This window comes from Aquamicrobium ahrensii, assembly GCF_040545755.1.
GTDB lineage: Bacteria > Pseudomonadota > Alphaproteobacteria > Rhizobiales > Rhizobiaceae > Mesorhizobium > Mesorhizobium ahrensii.
Window position 1 is genome coordinate 67774 of sequence record NZ_JBEPMN010000010.1, and the last position, 20045, is coordinate 87818.

Genomic DNA, 20045 nt, shown 5'->3' on the forward strand with positions numbered 1-20045 from the left:
CGGCAGCCGGCGCTGCGCAGGCCGGTTGGCTCCGAAACCCTGACGATCCCGAAGCTGGACACGGGCCCCAAAGCGGACACGGGCAAAAGGAAGCGCCGGCCACCGTCCGGCTCTTCCGTCTCGCCCGGCAGGCTGCCCATTGCGCTGCTGACTGCGGCGTCGCTGATCTGGATCGGGCAGGCGGCGCTGTTGGCCGCCGCCATCGGCGACATTGCAGCCGGGGCCGGCGCTGGCGCCGTGATCTGGCCGGCGGTTGGCGTTTTCCTGCTCGGAGTGCTGCGGGCGGCCATGGACCGGGCCGGCTCGCGGCTCGCTTTCCGGGCTGCGCGCCACGAGCTTTCGCGGCTGCGGGAAAAAGCCGTTTCGGCGCTGGCGACCCGTTCCCCGCTCGATACGTCGCGCCCGTCATCCGGTTTCGTGGCGAGCGCCATGGCCGAGCAGGCTGAGGCGGTGACGCCCTATGTGTCGCGCTTCCAGCCCTTGCGCTGGCGGGCGGTGATCGTGCCGCTCGCCATATTCGCCTGCGTTTTTCCGCTGTCCTGGGTGGCGGCGCTGATCATGCTGATCGCCTTGCCGCTGATCCCGGTCTTCATGGCGCTCATCGGCTGGCGGGCGAAGGAGGCGAGCGAACGCCAGCTTGCCAAGATGGGCGACATGAACGCCTTCCTGCTCGACCGGCTGCGCGGGCTCGCCACCATCCGCAGTTTTGACGCGGTCGACCGCACGGCGCTGCGCCTGCGCGATGAAGCGGATCTGTTGCGCCGCCGCACCATGGCGGTGCTGCGCATCGCCTTCCTGTCCTCGGCGGTTCTGGAGCTGTTCTCGGCGCTGGGCGTCGCCATGGTCGCGGTCTATGTCGGCTTCCATTTCCTAGGCCAGCTCGAGTTCGGCGCATGGGGCGGCAGGCTGTCGCTCGCGCAGGGCGTGTTCATCCTCATGCTCGCGCCGGCTTTCTTCGAGCCGATGCGCGAGCTTTCCGCGGTCTGGCACGACCGTGCGGCCGGCGTCGCAGCTTTGGAAGCCCTTGAAAAAGTGACGACGGCCGGCGAGCCGATCGTCGCCGCGCGTGAAGCCCCGATGGCGAAACCCGGAGGCCGGAGGGCCTCCGGCGTGCTCATCGACGACCTGCATTTCCGCCATGCCGGAAGCGGCCATGCTGCAAAGGACCGAAAGGTGTTCGATGGCCTGTCCCTGCATATTGAGCCGGGCGAGCGTGTTGCCGTCATGGCGGCGAGCGGCGGCGGCAAATCCACCCTGCTCGCGCTCATCGCCGGACTGGCGATGCCGGAGGCGGGCACGATCCGTATCGGCGGCGAGACGTTGCAGCCCGAAACGGCGGCGCGGCTGCGGGCAGGCATGGCGTGGCTCGGCCAGACGCCGCATGTTTTTCCGGGCACGCTTGCCGGCAATGTCACGCTCGGGCGTGCGATGACCGCCGGCGCGGTCGAAGCCGCGCTCGATGCGGCGCGGCTTGACGAGGTAGCGCGTCAACGCCGCCGGATGGTGCTGGGAGAAAGCGGCGTGGGCCTTTCCGGCGGCGAGGTGCTCCGCCTCGCCGTCGCGCGCGCTGCGGCGGCGGAAGGGGCGGGGCTGGTGCTCGCCGACGAGCCCACCGCCCATCTCGACCGTGCGAGCGCCGACGAGATCACCGACATGTTGCTTGAAGTCGCCAATGGGCGCACGCTGATTGTCGCCACCCACGATCCTGTTTTGGCTGCGCGCATGGACCGTGTTGTGATGCTGGACGACCGGAACGCCGGCGGGTGGCCGGCATGAGTTCCCTGCATCATCTTCGCGCCGTCATGACACTGTTCTGGGCGGACAACCGGCTGATGCTTGCCGCCGGCGCGCTGCTCGGGCTTTGCACCGCGCTGGCTGGCGTCGCCCTGCTTGGGCTGTCCGGCTGGTTCATAACGGCCACGGCGATTGCGGGGGCTTCAGTGGCCACGGCAATGGTCTTCGATGTCTTCGCACCCGCCGCCGGCATTCGCTTTCTGGCGCTGGCGCGGACATTTTCACGCTATGGCGAGCGGCTGGTCACGCACGATGCGACGCTCACCGTGCTGGCGCGGCTGCGCGAGCGGGTGTTCCGTGGCCTCGCCGCCGACGAAGAAGCGCGCAGCCTCGCGGCCCGTCCGGCGCGGCTCCTGTTCCGGCTCACCATCGATATAGATGCGCTGGATTCACTCTATCTGCGGGTCGCCGTGCCGCTCGCGGCTGCGCTCGGTTCGGCGCTGGTGACGGCCGCCGCGCTGGGCCTCGTCGCGCCTGTTCTTGGTGTCGGAATCGGGCTGGTTCTGATGCTGTCCGGCCTCGCCATTCCGGCGGTCGCCGCCGCCAGCGCGCGCAAGCCGGCGCGGCGTCGGGCCCATGCGCTGGAGGTGCTGCGTTCGCGCACCATCGACCTCATGCGGGGACAGGCCGATCTGGTGATGGCGAACAGGCTGGCGGCGCAGACGATGGCCGTATCCGACGCCGATGCGCGCCTTGCCGATGCGGACGACGCGCTGAACAGCATCGAAACCAACACCGGTTTCTCGTTCGCGGTCGCCGGCGCGGGCTTGCTGGCCGCCACATTGATCGCGGCCGCGATGCTGGCGGAAAGCGGTGCGATCGGCGCACCCGTGGCGGCTCTGGCGGTGTTCGTGGCGCTTGCCTGTCTCGAACCCTTCGCCGCGCTGCGCCGTGGGGCGCTGGAGCTTGGCCGGGTATTGCTGTCCGCACGCAGGCTGGGCTCAAAACTCGCCGACGTCGCCGACAAAGCGACAAGTCCCGAGTTGCCGTCAAGCCTTGCGAACGCGGTCGAAATTGCGGACGTGACGGCCTCTTACCGCTTTGGCGACCGTCCGGTTCTGGAAGGCCAGTCCCTCTCCATCGCCAAGGGCGAGCATGTGGCCCTGATCGGAACCAGCGGCGCCGGCAAGTCGACGATCCTGTCGCTGATCGCCGGCGAACTGTTTCCTCAGGTTGGGGCGGTCAGGACGCTGCCGGCCGCGCTGCTCACCCAGCGCACCGAGCTTTTCCGGGACACGTTGCGCGGCAACCTTGCTCTTGCGCGCGCCAACGCGGGTGACGGCGAAATGATGCAGGCGCTTCAAGCGGCCGGCCTCGGCGCATTCGCCTCCAGCCTGCCTGAAGGGCTGGACACGATGCTGGGCGAAGGTGGAACCGGCCTTTCCGCCGGTCAGGCAAGGCGTCTGGCGCTTGCCCGCCTGCTGCTGCGCGATACATCCGTGTGGCTGCTCGACGAACCCACTGAGGGGCTGGACGGGCCGACGGCGCGCGATGTCGTCGAACGTGTCGGGGCGCGCGCCGAAGGTCGCACGCTCGTCATCGTCACCCATGTGCGCCGCGAGGCGGAACTGGCCGACCGGATCTTGCTCGTCGAGCAGGGCGGCGTGCGGGCCGATTGCACCCGCGGAAGCGAGGAATACCTCAAGCTGCTCGACCGCCTGCGGCCGGATTGAGGATCAGTTTTGTAAACGCCGGGCGGAGGCGTCACGTCATCCAGGGAGGCCGGAAAAGCCGGAGTAGCCATGGAACTCGATATTGTCGATCTGTCGCGACTTCAGTTCGCGATCACCGCTCTTTACCATTTCCTGTTCGTGCCGCTGACGCTCGGCCTGTCGGTGCTGCTCGCCATCATGGAGACGGTCTACGTCATGACCGGCCGCGACATATGGCGACAGATGACGAAATTCTGGGGCGTGCTGTTCGGCATCAATTTCGTGATGGGCGTGGCGACCGGCATCGTCATGGAATTCCAGTTCGGCATGAACTGGAGCTACTACAGCCACTATGTCGGCGACATCTTCGGCGCGCCGCTGGCCATCGAGGGGCTGATGGCCTTCTTCCTCGAAGCGACCTTCGTCGGCCTGTTCTTCTTCGGTTGGGACAAGCTCTCGCGGCTCGGTCATCTGGCCGCCACATGGGCAGTCGCCATCGGCTCCAATTTCTCGGCGCTGTGGATTCTGATCGCCAATGGCTGGATGCAGAACCCTGTCGGCTCCGCCTTCAACCCGCAGACCATGCGCATGGAGGTGGACGACTTCTTCGCCGTGCTGTTCAACCCGGTGGCGCAGGCGAAGTTCGTGCACACCGTTTCGGCAGGCTATGTCACGGCCTCCATCTTCGTGCTCGGCGTTTCGGCCTGGTATCTGCTGAAGGGGCGTCACCTTGAACTCGCCAAGCGCTCGCTCACCGTCGCGGCCTCGTTCGGGCTGGCCGCATCCTTGTCGGTGGTCGTGCTCGGCGACGAGAGCGGCTATCTCTCCACCGAGCACCAGAAGATGAAGCTCGCCGCCATCGAGGCGATGTGGAAGACCGAGCCGGCCCCCGCCGCCTTCACCGCCATCGGCTTCCCCGATCAGGAAGCGCGCGAGACGCACTATGCGGTCCGCATTCCGTGGGCGATGGGGCTGATCGGCACGCGCTCGCTGACCACCGAAATCCCCGGCATCGAGGAACAGGTGCAACATGCCGAGACGCGCATCCGCAACGGCATGGTCGCCTACCGGGCGTTGCAGGAGATCCGGGCCGCCGGCAGCGACGCCGCCATTCCGGAAGCCGCGCGCACGGCCTTCGAGGAAAACGGGGCGGACCTCGGCTATGCGCTGCTGCTGAAGCCCTATCTGGACGATCCGGCGGAGGCGAATGACGAGCAGATCGCGCAGGCGGCATGGGATACGGTGCCGAACGTGCCGACCCTGTTCTGGACCTTCCGCATCATGGTGGGGCTCGGCTTCTTCTTCATCGTGCTGACCGCAGTGTTCTTCTACCTTTCGGCCCGCCACCGGCTGGACCGGTATCCGTGGCTGCTGCGTGTCGCGGTGTTCGCCATACCCTTGCCCTGGATCGCGGCCGAATGCGGGTGGATCGTGGCGGAGTTCGGGCGTCAGCCATGGGTCATCGAGGGCGTGCTGCCAACGGCGGCGGGCGTATCCAGTCTCGGCGCGACGACCGTGCTCGTCACCATTATCGGCTTCTCATTGATCTATTCGGTGCTGTTCATTGTCGAAATGGTGCTGATGCTGGCCGCGATCCGCAAGGGGCCGGAGAACGATCCGGCGCCGCGCCCGCGGCTCGCGCCTCCTTCCCTCGCGCCGGCGGAGTAAAACCATGGTCCTGCATGAACTCCTCGATTACCAGACCCTGAGAGTCATCTGGTGGCTGCTGATCGGCGTATTGCTGATCGGCTTTGCGGTGATGGACGGCTTCGATCTCGGCACAGGCATGCTTCTGCCGTTCGTCGGCAGGAACGATGTCGAGCGTCGCGTCGTCATCAACACGGTCGGCCCGGTCTGGGAAGGCAACCAGGTATGGCTGATCGTTGGCGGCGGCGCGTTATTCGCGGCATGGCCGCCGCTCTATGCGGTGTCCTTCTCCGGCTTCTATCTGGCCATGTTCGCCATCCTCTTCGCGCTGATCCTGCGCCCGGTGGGCTTCAAATACCGCTCCAAACGCGAAAGCGCCGCCTGGCGCAGTGGCTGGGACTGGGCCCTGTTCATCGGCGGGCTGGCGCCGGCGCTGGTGATGGGTGTCGCAGTCGGCAACGTGCTTCAGGGCGTGCCGTTCCGGCTGGGTTCGGACCTGCGCATATTCTATGACGGCACGACGCTGTTCGAACTGCTCAACCCGTTCGGGCTGCTGTGCGGGCTGCTGTCGGTGGCCATGCTGGTCATGCATGGCGCATCGTGGCTGGTGCTGAAGACCGACGGCGCGGTTGCGGAGCGCTCCCGCAAGTACGGGGCGAGCGCCGCAGGGGCGACCATGGCGCTGTTCGCCCTCGGCGGCTTGTGGTTGTGGGTCGGCGTCGACGGCTATCATATCACCAGCGCCGTGGTGACGGACGGTCCCTCCAACCCCCTCGCCAAGACGGTGGAACGGGCGCCGGGCGTCTGGTTCGAGAACTACGGCCGATATTCCTGGACGATGACCGCGCCTGCGCTTGGCTTTATCGGAGCGCTCGCCAATCTGGCCTTGCAGAAACGTCGGCGCGAGATCGTTCCCCTGCTGGCCAGCGGCCTGTCGGTCTTCGGCATCATTGCGACAGTCGGGCTTTCCATGTTTCCAATGATCCTGCCGTCCTCGCTCGATCCGAATTCGAGCCTGACGGTGTGGGACGCCTCGTCCAGCCATCTCACCCTGTTCATCATGTTGGTGGTGACGCTGATCTTCATCCCGCTCATCGTCGCCTACACAAGTTGGGTCTATCGCGTGCTGTGGGGCAAGGTGGACGAGAAGGCGATCCGCGATGGCGATGGCCACGCCTATTGATGTCCGGACAACCGAACAAGGAGACGTGAAATGTGGTATTTCGCCTGGTTGCTCGGCCTGCCGCTGGCCGCCGCTTTCGCGGTGCTGAACGCGATGTGGTACGAACTCATGGATGACGCCGCCAAGGCGGCGGAGCCTGCGCCCGCAGCCGCTGGAAAGCGATCAAACAAATAGGCGACGGCTGAAGGGAGGCGAACAGCATTTCGCGATTCTAGAACGGTTCTGGTTGTCATTGAATCGGCAGAACCGCCCTATCTCTTTGTTCTGGTCGCATTTCCGGGCGCAAAACCGCTTCACACGTTTGCTGGAAATGCTCTAAAGAAAGCGGAGATGCTTCAGGGAAGGGCGCGTTCTTTTTTTGCACGCGTGATCTGTCGCAGGGCCAGCGCTTCATCGATGGGCAGGGCGGTCGAGAACAGGAATCCCTGCGCGCTGGTGCAGCCCATCGATTGCAGGATGCGGGCTTGCTCGTCCGTTTCGACGCCTTCCGCCATTACCCGTATGTCGAGCGTGCGCGCAAGATCGATGATCGCCTTCATGAGCAGGCGGCTTTCGGCCGCTACAGCGAGATCGTCGGCGAAACTGCGGTCGATCTTCACCTTGGATATACGGCCGTCCTTGAGAGAGGCGAGAGTGGAGAAGCCCGACCCGAAATCGTCCAGCACGATGGAAATGCCCGCCTGAACCAGACGCCCCAGCTTCTCGCCGACACGCTGGGGGTCGACCGGCGCTTCCTCGGTGATCTCGATCTCCAGCATGGATGGCGGGAGGCCGCGCATGGAGAGTCCTTCGAGGATCATGGTGTCGATGTCGGCGGCTTCAAGCTCACGAGGGGAGATGTTTATGGCGACACGAATATTGTCGCGGCCTTCGCGGCGCAGCCGTTCCATCATGGTGCAGCCGTTCCAGAACACCGTTTCCGTCAACGCAGGCAGCAGGCCGGTGGTGCGCGCAGTGGTGATGATTTCCGGCGGAGCGATCTGCCCGTGCTCGGGATGTCGCCAGCGCAGCAGGCTCTCGAACCCGATGACTTCGCGCGTTTCGAGCTGGACGATCGGCTGATACCAGCTTTGCAGTTCACCGGATTCCAGCGCAGCCTTCAGATCGCGCTCGATGCATTGCTGGCGCTTGAAGGCCTGTTCGAGCTCGGCGTCGAATATGGAGAGCTGGTTGCGGCTGCGCCGCTTGGCGGCGTAGAGGGCGAAATCAGCGCGCAGCAGCATGTTGGTCAGATTCGGCTCTTGCGCCACATAGATACCGATGGACGCTCCGACCTGGATTGAATTGATGCCGTCGTAAGGCCTGGAAAGGGCAATTATGATCCGGGCGGCAAGGTCGTTCGGATCGGAAAATGTGCTGGCGGACGGCAGCATCAGGGCAAATTCGTCGCCGCCGACACGCGCCAGGGTGGCGTTGGGCGGGGCTTCGGCGCTGATGCGGCGTGCAATCTTGACGAGCAGGTCGTCGCCGACGCGATGGCCATATGTGTCGTTGACCGATTTGAAGCCGTCGAGGTCGATCAGCATGGCGGTGAACGGACCCTGGCTGGTCCCCATCGCGCCAACCGCCTGTTCGAGCCCGCGGCGGTTGAGCAGGCCGGTGAGAGGGTCCTCCCGCGAGTTTTTCTCCATCTCGTCGGCATGCTGCTTCGTCTCGTATTTGAGACGGCTCGTTTCCCGGAACCGGGCCTGGCCAAGGAAGGAGCTTTTTGTCAGCCCGGTGAAGAAGAGCGTCGTGGTGAAAGCCAGCACATAGTCATCAAGCCCCCCGTTCGCCACCATGCATACCATCACCGCAAGCAGCGGCGGCGCCATGAAGAGGATCGGCAACGCCGCATAGCAGGCGCTGTAGGATACGGAGCCTGCGGAGATTCCGGCCAGGATGACGAGATAGACGGGAGTTTCAGCGACGGTGAAACCGTCCGCCAGAACGGCCACATAAGCCCAGGCCAGGCCGGCCATGAAGGCGAGGCCCATATAGCCTCGCAGCCATTTGACAAGCGAGGGATAGTCGCTTCTCTCAAGGGCCTCTCCCCGCGGCTGCTTCAGCGCGAGAAGGATGCGTGCGCCGTTGATGCTGCTGATGACTGCAAGCCAGACGAGCGCCGTCCAGTCGAAACCGGAAATGAACTCGACGACGACGATCAGCACCGAGAGGATGGAGCTGATGGGCATCGAAAAGAGCAGGCTATCGCGCAGATCGGCAAGCTGGTCACGCAGGACGCCCAGTTCCACTCCGCTTTGTCTGGTCGGAAACGGCATCTTGTCCGCGCGCTTTGAGAAACTCATCCTGCCGTGTCATAGGCGAGCAGGCTGAAGAACGCATTAATGCGTCGCCGCGTGTCATTGCAAGCCATCAGCCTGCCGAAACCGGCGCGGATGGAGCGCCGATGCATTATGCGCCGCCAGACAATCCCGTCCGGCTGAAGCCGTTCAGATGGGATCGGCCAGCGTGTTCTCGATCGCCGCGATGTTCAGTTCCAGATAGGCGACGCGCTGAATTGTGCTGTTGCTGGGCAAGACGCCGTTCCTGGCCGCCGCCAGCAGCAGCGTCGCCTGCTCCTTGCGAAGCGTTTGCGACAGGGTTTGCAGTTGGGATTTTTCTTCGCCGGTCATGCAATGCGTATAACGACATGGAGAGCCGGGCTCAAGCCGCCGGCGCAAGGAATCGGGCAACGCCACCCCGGACGAATGGGCGCGAGGCCGGAGGCCGACGAACTGGCGGCGATGGCAGTTTGGAAAATCCCGAGGCCCACGCCGGAAATGGACAGGGTTGCGCGTCCTGGATGGAAACTTCAGGCGAGAGAGACGTTGACGGCCGGCGCCTTCATGAAGATCGCGAACAGTTCGCGTTGCGAAGATATGCGCATCTTGGCGTAGATGTTCTTGCGGTGGATGCGCACGGTGCCGGCGGTGATGCCGAGAATATTGGCGATCGATTCGGAGGAATGTCCTTCCAGCACCAATCCGACGACCTGCATTTCGCGAGGGGTGAGGGCCGGAATCCCTCTTTTTTCCAGGGCTTCCTGCACGGTCCTTTCCAGCACGGCCTTTTCATCCTGCTCCGAACCCGCGGCCTCGAGCCGTTCGTCGGTCCGCCAGTGCAGGCCCGCGATTTTCCTCATCAGAGGTTCGACGCATCGCAGCGTGCGCAAATCATGCGCATTGAAGCCGGGCTGGCTCGGCGAACGCATCAGCGAGGTGACGATGGTCCAGTTCGCATTGCCAGGGATGAAGAAGGCGATTTCGTCGACCGGTCCCGTCTGCACGTAGTAGGAGCGGTAATATTCGCTTTTATAGAACTGATCCGGCGCAAGCTCGGCCAGGCGGTACAGGCCGGATCGCGTGCCGTTCGCGGTGGCCTTGTAGAACGGGTCCAGCAGATAGGGCCCGATCTCGTAATCCTTCACATGGATGTGAAACTGCTGTGGCTGGAACGTATGGTGAAGGCACACCGGAATATCCGGGCCGTTATAGGCAAAGGTGACGGTATAGTCGAAAGGCGCAAGGGCGTGCACGGCATCGACGAACGCCTGCGGAAAATCAGGCTCTCCCGCCAGGGAAAGCAGATTGCTCACAGTGACGTACCATTCCGGCATCGACAGCAATTTCTTGCCGGCAGGTCTTTGCATGCTTCCCCCTCTCCCAGGAAATCTATCCCAAATGGGATATACCATCCAGCCTATCCCCAATAGGAAATATCCCTTGATTATGGTAGGCATATAAGATTCCATCCATATAAGAAATATGCCTGCGGGAGGAGAAGCGGAGGAGAACGCTGGCTAACGCGGCATAGTTCTTGATGCGGGACCGAGAGGCCGGCGCTTGGCCGAGGGCTCGGAATCGCTTCGGGTTTACCTGGACGGAGCGGCGACGCTTCCGTCCGGAGGAGGAGGAAAAGATGATCCCTGATCGTCCTGCCGTCGATGATGGCGCGTCCGTGAACGCGTTATGCGCTGCCGCGCCACTGCGCCCAGGCAGGCCTCGCCGCCGGATCGGCTCCAACTCACCATTCGCATGATCGCATGAAGCGGCTTCCGGCATCCGGGAGCGGCAAACGGTGAAGGGCGCGATGCAGGCAGCCGGTTATGGCGAGACCTGCATCGGGAGAAACAAAACAAGGGGAGTGCCATGCCTGGATTGAACTCGACATTTCGCATGCTTTCGATGACGGCCGCCTTCGCCACCGTGGCGGGGTTCGCGCATATCGGAAACGCTCACGCATGGTCGCTCGAGGAGGCGGCCGCACCCTACAAGGGAGTGACCATCCGCTCCATCGGCGAGGCGCTGCCGCCGCTGGAAGCCATGAGCAAGCTGGCCCCTGAATTCGAGGAGCTCACCGGCATCAAGGTCGAGATCGAGATGTACGAGCATTCCGAAGCCGTCAACAAGGTCATGCTCGACCTCAACTCCAAGCGCGGCCGTTACGATTTCATCATCCAGCCGCATCGCGAACTTGGCAAATTCGTGACCAACGGCAATGTGCAGCCGGTGGACAGCTTCCTGGAAAGCGCGGAACTGCGCAATCCCGAATTCAAGCCCGAAGAACAGCTCTATCAAGGGCTGTGGAAGGAAATCTCCTGGTATGAGCAGAAGGTCTACGGCTTCCCCTTCACCGCGCTCAGCATGTATATGTGGTATCGTTCTGATCTGCTTGCGGACGAGAAGGAAAAGGAAGGGTTCAAGGCCAAGTATGGCTACGACCTCGCGCCGGCCGCCAACTGGGACCAGTATCGCGACATCGCCGAATGGTTCACCCGTCCCGATCAGGGTCTCTACGGAACGGCCTTGCAAGGCAAGCGCCACGAGGCCCTCTGGTACGAGTGGCTGAATTTCCTTTATTCCTTCGGCGGCGACATGCTGGAGGCGAAGTCGGGCTCTGAATGCGGACCGGTGATCGTCAACAGCCCGCAGGCCATCGCGGCCACCGAATATTACAAGAGCCTGAAGCCGTTCTCCCCGCCGGACACGCTGAACTATTTCTGGGACGACGTGATGGCGCTGATGCAACAGGGCACCGTCGCCCAGCTCATCATGTGGAACGACGCGACATATGCGGTCGCGGTCGATGAGTCCGTTTCAACGGTCGTGGGCAAGATGGGTTTCGACACCGTTCCCGAGGGCGAGGGTGGCAAGATCGCGCAGGCCGAGGGCTGGAGTTATCTGATCCCGACCGAATCCAAGAACAAGGAAGCGGCCTATCTCTTCATCCAGTGGATGATGAACTACGACCAGCAGCTTCGCCAGCATCTGAATGGCGGCGCCACGTCGCGGCCGGACGTCTACGCTTCGGCCGAGGTGCAGGAGCTGCCCTACGCCAAGGCCTCGATGGCCTCGAACGAGGTGGCGAAGCCCAAGCCGACGCTGCCGCAGTCCGCCGAGATGACCGATATTCTGGTGCGCGAGCTCTCTTCCTTCTTGGCCGATGAAAAATCCGCCAAGGAAGCGCTCGACCGCTCGGCCCAGGAAATCTCGGCCCTGCTGGGCTCCTGCGCGCCGATGAAATATCCGGTGGAATGATCCGGCGTCTTTCCAAACCCTAACCTACATCGCCCCCGTGAGATGCAGCCTGCTTCTCACGGGGTGCGCGGCAGTGGCTTCATGAACAGAACAGCACAGATTTCAAACGGCCGTTTCCTGCTGGATCGAGGGGCTTCGCTTCCTCTGATCCTGCCGGCCACCATTCTTGTCCTCGTGTTTCTCGTCGGGCCGTTCGGATACATGACCTACACGGCCATGACCGATCTCAGCTACGCCAACCCGGACCAGAACGGCGCGTTCATCGGCCTTGAAAATTTTCGCCGTCTCGTACGCAACGATCCCATTTTCTGGAACTCGTTCTGGCTGACCATCCGTTTCGTGCTTTTGGCGGTCAGCATAGAATTTGTGCTCGGTTTCGCCATCGCCTGGCTGATCTGGCGGTTCATTGAACGCCAGCGCCTGCTGACCACGCTGCTTCTGGTGCCGATGATGCTCGCTCCCGTGGCCGTCGGCCTCATATGGCGGCTTTTGCTTCAGGGCGATTTCGGCATGGTCACCCATTACCTTCACAAGTCCGGCCTGCTGTCCCAGTCCTCGGCCGTTTTCTCCACGCCGACACTGGTGATGCCCACCATCATCGCCATCGATGTCTGGCAATGGACGCCATTCGTGACCCTGATCATTCTCGCCGGCCTGATGAGCCTGCCGAAGCCCCCCTTCGAGGCTGCGACCATGGATGGAGCGGGACCCTGGCGGCAGTTCAGGGATATTCTGCTGCCGCTGCTGAGGCCGATCATCGCCCTGGTCCTCCTGCTACGCGGAATTGACGCCTTCAAGGAGTTCGACAAGGTCTTCATACTTACCGGCGGCGGCCCCGGCACGGTTTCCGAACTGCTGTCGATCTATGCCTACCGGGTCAGTTTCAAGAACTGGAACCTCGGCTACGGCGCCGCCGTCGCCTTCATGGTCTACCTCGTCGTCCTGATCATGTGCTCGATCTTCTACAAGGCCGTGTACTGGAAGTCCGCCGACACGGGAGCACGGTGAGCGAGATGAACAGATCCTGGAAAATCCTGGCGATCGGCGTGCTGGCCTGCGTTCTGGTCATTGCGCTGACCCCTTATGTCTGGATCCTGCTGTCCTCCTTCAAAGGACGCCTCGACATATTGTCTTCGCAGCCGACCTGGTTCTTCACGCCGACGCTGGCCAATTATCCGGCGGTGTTCATCGACAAGAACTATCTGCCGCTGGTGCTGAACTCGCTCATCATCTCGACTGCCTCCACGGTCCTTTCGATCTGCGTGGGCGCGCCGGCCGCCTATGTGTTCGCGCGCACCGATTTCGCCGGCAAGGAAGACCTTTTCTTCTTCTTCCTCACCACCCGCATGGCGCCGCCGATTTCCATCGCCGTGCCGCTGTTCATGTTTTTCACGCTGCTTGGCCTCACCGACACCATCTATGCGGTGGTCATCGCCCACACCACGTTCAACCTGTCGCTGGTGGTGTGGATGATGCGGGGGTTCTTCGCCGAGATACCCCGCGAGATAGACGAGGCCGCCATGATGGACGGGCGTTCGCGACTGGGCGCGTTCATCCGCGTCATCGTGCCGATGGCCGCGCCCGGGCTGGCCGCCACGGCGGTGCTGTGCTTCATCATGTCGTGGAATGAATTTCTCTACGCCTTCATCCTCGTGGCCTTCGAGGGACGGCCGCTGACGGTCGGCATCCCCGGCCTGATCACGCCGCATGGAACCTTGTGGGGGCAGGTAGCGGCCGTCGCCGTGGTCGCCACCTTGCCTATCCTCCTCTTCACCTTCCTCGTGCAGAAGCACCTGGTGAGGGGCCTGACGTTCGGCGCGGTGAAGGGCTGAGCCTGAAAATGCGTCCTCCGCATCCGGCCACGCGACGCCGGCGGAAGACGCGGTTGAAACAGACGAACAAGGCGGCGCTGTCGCATGCGCAGATGACCGCCGCACTGGAATGCATGGAGCATTTTGATGGCAGTTTCCTTCGTAGGGGTGACCAAGCGTTTCGCCGACGGCACGATCGCGCTGGACGGACTTGATCTGGAGTTCGAACTTGGCGAGTTCGTCGTCCTGCTTGGTCCCTCAGGTTCGGGAAAGACGACGGCATGCCGGCTGCTGGCCGGGCTGGAGACGCCGACAGAAGGCCGCATCGAGGTCGATGGCAAGGACATCACCACCTTGCCCCCGCGTTTTCGCGGCATCGGCATGGTTTTCCAGAACTACGCGCTCTACAGCCACAAGAGCGTCTATGAGAACATTGCCTATCCGCTTCGCATCCGCAAAACCGCCGCGGCCGAACTGGACCGGCGGGTGAAGGAGGTGGCCGAGCTGTTGCAGATCGGCAGCTACCTTCATCGCCGGCCGGGGCAATTGTCGGGCGGGCAGGCGCAACGCGTGGCGGTTGCGCGGGCGCTGGTGTGGGAGCCGACCATCTGCCTGATGGACGAGCCGCTTTCCAATCTCGACGCGTTGCTGCGTCTCCATATGCGCACCGAACTCAATCGTCTGCATCAGCGGCTGAACAAGACGTTCGTCTTCGTGACGCACGATCAGGAAGAGGCGATGACGCTCGCCAGCCGCATCGCCGTGCTCAAGGACGGGAAGCTGGTCCAGTTCGACGACCCCCGCACCATCTACCGCCGGCCCGCCAATCGGTTCGTCGCGGAATTCATGGGCCGGCCGGCCATGAACACGATGGATGGCATGGTCCGGGACGGCACGTTCCGCGCCGGCCAGGTGTCCTGCAAGGTCCAATGCCCCGAGGGACCGGTCACGCTCGGCATTCGGCCGGAGCAGATCGGGTTCGGTCAGTCCGGCGACGGCGACCACTTCACCATGACGCTCGACGTCAAGGAGACGGTCGAGCCGGACGCGCTGCTGATCTTCGCCAATGACAAGGGGACGGTGACGGTGAGAACCCAGCGGGACTGCGACGAGCTGAGGCCGGGCCAGCCTGTGAATCTTCATTTCCCCCTGGACGCCCTGCACTATTTCGACGCCACGACCGGGGAGAGGTTGCGGTGAGCTTCGCCGGTCTTGTTCCCCTGCTGCTTGCCGCCGTGGTGTGGTTCGTCTTCTGGCGCATCAACGCCAGGCGCAAATGGTTCACAATAGGCGAGGTGATCTTCTGGGACGTGATCGTCCTGATCGTCATCCAGCTTATTTGGCTGCGCTGGTTCTGAGCGATCCGGAGGTCGTTTCAAATGTCGGGGCGGGAAAGAAAAGGAGATTTGCGATGACAACTCCTCCTCGTTGGCGTCGCTTCGATGAATGGGACGCGCGCGCTCTTCGTCACGACCAGTTCGCCGCCGAAAATCCCGAAGCGGGGTTCTCCACCTTCCACAGCCCGTGGGATCCGGAGCCATCGGCGAAGCTGGAAGGTGGCCGCATCGTGGAGATCGACGGCAAGCCGGAAGCCGCGTTCGACATCCTCGATTCCTTCATCGCCACGCATTATCTCGACCCGGAAATCGTCGAGGAAGCGATGGCGATGGATTCGACCGAAGTCGCCCGGCTTCTGGTCGATATCAACGTGCCTCGCGAACGTCTGGAGCGGCTTGCCCGCGGCATGACGCCGGCCAAGCTGGCCTCGGTGGTCTCGGCCATGTCGGCGCTGGAAATCACCTTCGCCTATTCGAAGATGCGTCAGCGTCGCACCCCCGGCAACCAGGCCCATGTCACCAACGCCAAGGACGATCCGCTGCAACTGGCCGCCGATGCGGCGACGGCCGTCGCCCTCGGTTTCGACGAGATCGAAACGACCATGCGCGTGGCCTCCAATTCCTGGGCCAACGCCATGGCCTGCGCGGTGGGGGCGGCCGTGGGTCGGGGAGGGGTCCTTTTCCAGTGCTCGATCGAGGAGGCGGAGGAACTTCAGATCGGGATGGCCGGCTTCACCTCCTATGCCGAGACGGTCTCCGTCTACGGCACCGAGGCGGCTTTCGTGGATGGCGACGACACGCCGTGGTCCAAGGCGTTCCTGACGGCGGCATATGGATCACGCGGCATCAAGGTCCGGTGCACGTCCGGGGCTTCCGCAGAGCTTCTGATGGGCTTCCACGAACGGAAATCGGTGCTGTATCTCGAAGCCCGCTGCCTGTGCCTGCAAAGCGCCATGGGCGTGCAGGGAACCCAGAACGGCGGCATAGACGGCGCGCCGCTGACCTCATCCATGGCGAGCGGCATGCGCGAGTTGATGGCCGAGAACCTGATCGCCGTCTGGCTCGGACTTGAATGCGCTTCCGGCAACGACACCCGTGTCAGCGAATCCGAGATCAGGGTAGGCGCCAAGATCACCCCCTATCTTCTGGCCGGTTCCGATCTTGTGTGCTCGGGCTTCGGCTCCATCAAGAAATACGACAACTCCTTCAATCCATCCCTGTTCAATGGAGAGGAGATCGAGGATTACCTCACCCTTCAGCGCGATTTCGAGGTTGATGGCGGGCTCACGCCCGTGAACGACACGCAGATCGCGCATCTGCGCCTGCGCGCCATCGAGGCGATCACAGCCGTCTTCGAGGAACTGGACCTTGCGGAAGTGAAGCCGGAATGGATCGCCTCCGTGGCGGCCGCCTCCGGCTCGCTGGAGACCGAAACTTTCAGTCCCGGCGCGGTGACGAGGATAAGCGACAGCATTCGCAAACAACGGCTGACTTGCGTGGACGTGGTTCGCGCGCTGGCCCGGCGCGGCTTCAGGGAGGAAGCCGAAAACCTCATGCTCATGCTGCGCCAGCGCATTTCGGGCGATTATCTGCAGACCTCGGCGATCCTGCGCGACGGCAAGGTGATCAGCGCCCTTAACGATCCCAACAACTATAGCGGCCCCGGCACCGGCTACGCCATGTCGCCGGAGCGCTGGGACGAGGTGCGCAATGTGCGCGACCTGCAAACGCTCGAAAAGGTCATGGAGCGGGAGGCGAAAGTCGATCCAACGGCCAGGCCCTGGCTGGCGCCCCGGGGCGTGGCCGCCAAAGGAGTGGACAGGCATGAGGTGGTGGTCGGGCTCAGCCCGGCTTTCGGGGTCGAACTGAACCGCACCACGGCGGGCCATGACCTGATCGACGTGGTTCTGGCGCTGACCGAAGGCATTCGCGACGGCGGCGGCGCGCCGAGGCTCGTCAGGATCCGTCATACGGCCGACACCTCGTTTCTCGGCCTGACCGCTGCGCGCCTCTCCGGCTCCGGCTACGGCATCGGCATCCAGGCCAAGGGCACGGCCGTGATCCACCAGGCCGACCGGCTGCCCCATCTGAATGTGGAGCTGTTCTCGAACTCGCCGGTCACCACGCTCGAACATTACCGCTCCATGGGGCGCAACGCTGCTCTCTATGCCCATGGCGAGAATCCGGAGCCGGTGCTGGTTCCCGTGGACGGGCGTTCGCTCGCCGCCCGCTATCATGTGCGCGTATCGATGCTCTACGCGATCGAGACGGGGCTGGTCGAGGCGGACGCCCTTCCGGTCGAGGTGGTCATGGAACTGGGACAGGAAGGGACGCCGTCATGAAAAATGTGCTGGAGCAATATCCCGTCTCCGAGAAAGCCCCGGAGCGCGCCATCTCGGCTTCCGGGAAAACCATCGATGAACTGACCCTCGATGAGGTGCTGTCGGAACGCATAGGCCCCGAGGATATCCGCATCTCGGCCGATGTATTGCAATTGCAGGCGCAAATCGCGCGGGCGGCGGGGCGGGAAGGGCTGGCGCGGAATTTCGAACGCTCGGCGGAACTGGTCGCCGTTCCGCAGGACGTCATTCTGGAGACTTACGAAATGCTGCGCCCGGGCAGGCTGGACGATCCCGCGCCGTTGAGCGCGCGGGCGGAAATGCTGCGGCGTGAATATGGCGCGCACGCGATCGCCGACTTCATCGATGAAGCCGTCGCCGTCTACCGGAACCGCCGGCTTTTTCGCCGTCGTTATTGAACTGAAAGGAACACGCATGATTCTTCGCGGCAAAACAGCAATCGTGACCGCTGCTGGTTCCGGGATCGGAAAGGCGGGCTCTCTCGCCATGGCGCGTGAAGGGGCCTTTGTGGTGGTGACCGACCGCAATCTGGAGGCAGCTCAGGAAACCGCCCGCCTGATTGTCGAGGCGTCGGGCAGGGCGGAAGCCCGCAAGCTGGATATCTGCGACGATGCGGCGATCGTCTCGCTCATCGACAGCGTGGCCGGTGACCACGGCCGCGTCGACATTCTGCACAACCATGCCGGAGTGCAGGTCGCAGGCGGCATCGAGGAGGTGGACGGCGAGGGTTTCGACCGCTCATGGTCGATCAATGTCCATGCCCAGTTCGTCGCATGCAAGGCGGTCATTCCCTTGATGAAGAGGCAGGGCGGTGGCGTCATCCTCAACACGTCCTCCAATTCCGGCGTGTTCCTCGACCGCGAGATGACGGCCTACATCACCAGCAAGGCCGCCTCCATCACCATGACACGGCAGATCGCGCTGGATGTGGCGGGGTTCGGCATCCGCGTCAACGCGCTGTGCCCCGGTTGGGTCGACACCCCCTTCAACGACCCCTATACCAGACAGTTGGGCGGCAGGGCCGCGCTTGAGCATTCCATCGCCAATGTGGTTCCGATGGGACGCTTCGCCACGGCGGAGGAAATAGCCGAAGTCATATTGTTCATGGTTTCGGATCGTTCTTCGTACATGACAGGCCATGCACTGGTTGCCGATGGCGGAGAATCGCTTGCCGGAGGCACCAATGCGGGCGCGTCGCGGGCGCAGGAAGCACTCGCCCTGATCTAAGCCGTCAGCCACGCGACGCGGGACAAGGGAGAGAGACGTTGCGAACCGAACTCTATATCGATGGCCAGTGGGTCAGGCCCGTCCAGGGAAAAACCTTTCCCACCGTAAATCCCGCGACCGAGGAGGTGATCCACGCCATCCCCTCCGCGACGGCCGAAGATGTCGATCGCGCCGTTGCAGCTGCGCGTCGCGCCTTCGACGGGGATGGCTGGCCGAAGCTCGATGCGCGCAGCCGTGCCCGCTACCTGCGCGCGATTGCAGCGGGGATTCGCAAGAGGCTGGATGAACTGGCGCGTCTCGAAGTCGTCGACAATGGCAAGCCTTTGGCTGAAGCGCGGGGCGACATCGAGGATTCGGCTGGCTGCTTCGACTATTATGCGGGGCTTGCCGAAGAACTCGCCGCCGCTCCGGCCGAGGAGATCATGGTTTCCGACGATCGCTTCACCTCGAAAGCGGTCAGGGAACCACTGGGCGTGGTGGGCGCGATCATTCCCTGGAATTATCCGCTGCTGATGGCGGCATGGAAGGTTGCGCCAGCTCTCGCAGCAGGCTGCACGGTGGTTCTCAAGCCTTCGGAGCTGACCTCCCTGACCGCGCTGGAACTCGGCGCGATAGCGGCGGAGGCCGGGTTGCCGGCCGGCGTGCTCAATATCGTAACCGGCACGGGCGGCGAGGCCGGCCAGGCGATCATCGATCATCCGCTGATCGACAAGCTGGCTTTCACCGGTTCCGTGCCGACGGGCTCGAAGGTCATGGCCGCGGCCGCTCGCGACATCAAGCGGGTCAGTCTCGAACTCGGTGGAAAATCGCCTTTCGTGATCTTTGCCGACGCGGACATCGAGCAGGCGGTGGAATGGATCATGTTCGGCATCTTCTGGAACCAGGGACAGGTCTGTTCCGCAACATCGCGCGTCCTCATAGAAGCGCCCGTCTACGAGCAGGTCATGGCCCGACTGTGCGAGGCCGCGCGCGCTATCAGCATCGGCAACGGGCTTGACGACGGCGTGCTGCTTGGGCCGCTCGTATCGCGGGGTCAGTATGACAAGGTTCTCGCGGCGATCGAGGCGGCTCGCGACGCCGGCGCGACGGTCGCGTTCGGCGGAAAGCGACCCGAGGGGCTGGACAAGGGCTATTATCTGGAGCCGACCATCCTGACCGAAGTCCCGGCAGACAGCGCGGCATGGCGGGAAGAGATATTCGGTCCCGTCGTCTGCGCCAGACCCTTCGAAACCGAGGCCGAGGCGGTGGAACTGGCAAATGACAGCCGCTACGGTCTCGCCGCCGCGGTGATGTCGCGGGACGAAGCCCGCGCCGAGCGGGTGGCGGCGGCTTTCCGGGCGGGAATCGTATGGATCAACTGCTCGCAACCCACATTCACCGAAGCGCCATGGGGCGGCTACAAACAGTCGGGGCTGGGCCGCGAACTTGGTCGCTGGGGTCTGGAGAATTACCTCGAGATCAAGCAGATCACCAGCTATGCCAGCAAGGAGCCCTGGGGTTGGTATCTGAACTGAG

17 protein-coding genes are annotated in these 20045 nt (G+C 63.5%); 14 read left to right on the forward strand and 3 right to left on the reverse strand.

Features of this window, described 5'->3' with window-relative positions:
• The first annotated feature begins 54 nt into the window (after positions 1–54).
• The 5 genes from cydD (at position 55) to cydX (ending at position 6450) form a co-directional block, all read left to right on the forward strand.
• Positions 55–1776, forward strand: a complete 1722-nt coding sequence (cydD, locus tag ABID44_RS13210; RefSeq protein WP_354152228.1) for a thiol reductant ABC exporter subunit CydD — start codon at positions 55–57, stop codon at positions 1774–1776.
• A complete protein-coding gene (locus ABID44_RS13215; RefSeq protein ID WP_354152180.1) occupies positions 1773–3467 on the forward strand; it encodes an amino acid ABC transporter ATP-binding/permease protein in 1695 nt (564 codons plus the stop codon). Before cydD ends, ABID44_RS13215 begins: the two co-directional genes overlap by 4 nt.
• A gap of 69 nt (positions 3468–3536) precedes the next feature.
• Positions 3537–5114 carry a cytochrome ubiquinol oxidase subunit I gene (locus ABID44_RS13220; protein ID WP_354152181.1) on the forward strand — a complete coding sequence of 526 codons (1578 nt, stop codon included), beginning with the start codon at positions 3537–3539 and terminating at the stop codon, positions 5112–5114.
• A 4-nt stretch (positions 5115–5118) separates the two neighbouring features.
• Positions 5119–6276, forward strand: coding sequence for a cytochrome d ubiquinol oxidase subunit II (gene cydB / locus ABID44_RS13225; RefSeq protein WP_354152182.1), 1158 nt, complete (start codon positions 5119–5121; stop codon positions 6274–6276).
• A gap of 30 nt (positions 6277–6306) precedes the next feature.
• Positions 6307–6450, forward strand: coding sequence for a cytochrome bd-I oxidase subunit CydX (gene cydX, locus ABID44_RS13230; protein WP_354152183.1), 144 nt, complete (start codon positions 6307–6309; stop codon positions 6448–6450).
• 161 nt (positions 6451–6611) lie between these two features.
• Here the strand turns inward: cydX and ABID44_RS13235 are convergent, their stop codons facing one another.
• The 3 genes from ABID44_RS13235 to ABID44_RS13245 form a co-directional block, all read right to left on the reverse strand.
• Complete coding sequence (locus tag ABID44_RS13235; RefSeq protein WP_354152184.1) at positions 6612–8564, reverse strand: putative bifunctional diguanylate cyclase/phosphodiesterase; 1953 nt, start codon at positions 8562–8564, stop codon at positions 6612–6614.
• Positions 8565–8708: 144 nt separating this feature from the next.
• Complete coding sequence (locus ABID44_RS13240) at positions 8709–8891, reverse strand: hypothetical protein (protein WP_354152185.1); 183 nt, start codon at positions 8889–8891, stop codon at positions 8709–8711.
• Positions 8892–9070: 179 nt separating this feature from the next.
• Positions 9071–9907, reverse strand: coding sequence for a helix-turn-helix transcriptional regulator (locus ABID44_RS13245; RefSeq protein ID WP_354152186.1), 837 nt, complete (start codon positions 9905–9907; stop codon positions 9071–9073).
• Positions 9908–10406: 499 nt separating this feature from the next.
• On the opposite strand from ABID44_RS13245, the gene ABID44_RS13250 reads away from it, so the two are divergent.
• The 9 genes from ABID44_RS13250 (at position 10407) to ABID44_RS13290 (ending at position 20044) form a co-directional block, all read left to right on the forward strand.
• A complete protein-coding gene (locus tag ABID44_RS13250) occupies positions 10407–11795 on the forward strand; it encodes an ABC transporter substrate-binding protein (RefSeq protein ID WP_354152187.1) in 1389 nt (462 codons plus the stop codon).
• Between the two features lie 81 nt (positions 11796–11876).
• Positions 11877–12803, forward strand: a complete 927-nt coding sequence (locus ABID44_RS13255) for a carbohydrate ABC transporter permease (RefSeq protein WP_354152188.1) — start codon at positions 11877–11879, stop codon at positions 12801–12803.
• 5 nt (positions 12804–12808) lie between these two features.
• Positions 12809–13627, forward strand: coding sequence for a carbohydrate ABC transporter permease (locus ABID44_RS13260; protein ID WP_354152189.1), 819 nt, complete (start codon positions 12809–12811; stop codon positions 13625–13627).
• Positions 13628–13753: 126 nt separating this feature from the next.
• Positions 13754–14806, forward strand: coding sequence for an ABC transporter ATP-binding protein (locus ABID44_RS13265; RefSeq protein ID WP_354152190.1), 1053 nt, complete (start codon positions 13754–13756; stop codon positions 14804–14806).
• Entirely contained in the window at positions 14803–14964 is a 162-nt protein-coding gene (locus ABID44_RS13270; RefSeq protein ID WP_354152191.1) for a hypothetical protein, read from the forward strand. The genes ABID44_RS13265 and ABID44_RS13270 overlap by 4 nt, the downstream gene beginning before the upstream one ends.
• A 53-nt stretch (positions 14965–15017) precedes the next feature.
• Positions 15018–17285 carry a propanediol/glycerol family dehydratase large subunit gene (locus ABID44_RS13275; RefSeq protein WP_354152192.1) on the forward strand — a complete coding sequence of 756 codons (2268 nt, stop codon included), beginning with the start codon at positions 15018–15020 and terminating at the stop codon, positions 17283–17285.
• The gene (locus ABID44_RS13280) at positions 17282–17701 is read left to right on the forward strand and encodes a diol dehydratase small subunit (protein WP_354152193.1); all 420 of its coding nucleotides are present in this window, start codon (positions 17282–17284) and stop codon (positions 17699–17701) included. Before ABID44_RS13275 ends, ABID44_RS13280 begins: the two co-directional genes overlap by 4 nt.
• A 16-nt stretch (positions 17702–17717) precedes the next feature.
• Positions 17718–18530, forward strand: a complete 813-nt coding sequence (locus ABID44_RS13285; RefSeq protein WP_354152194.1) for an SDR family NAD(P)-dependent oxidoreductase — start codon at positions 17718–17720, stop codon at positions 18528–18530.
• A gap of 38 nt (positions 18531–18568) precedes the next feature.
• Positions 18569–20044 (forward strand): aldehyde dehydrogenase family protein, encoded by a 1476-nt coding sequence (locus ABID44_RS13290; protein WP_354152195.1) that lies wholly within the window; start codon positions 18569–18571, stop codon positions 20042–20044.
• Position 20045: the final 1 nt, after the last annotated feature.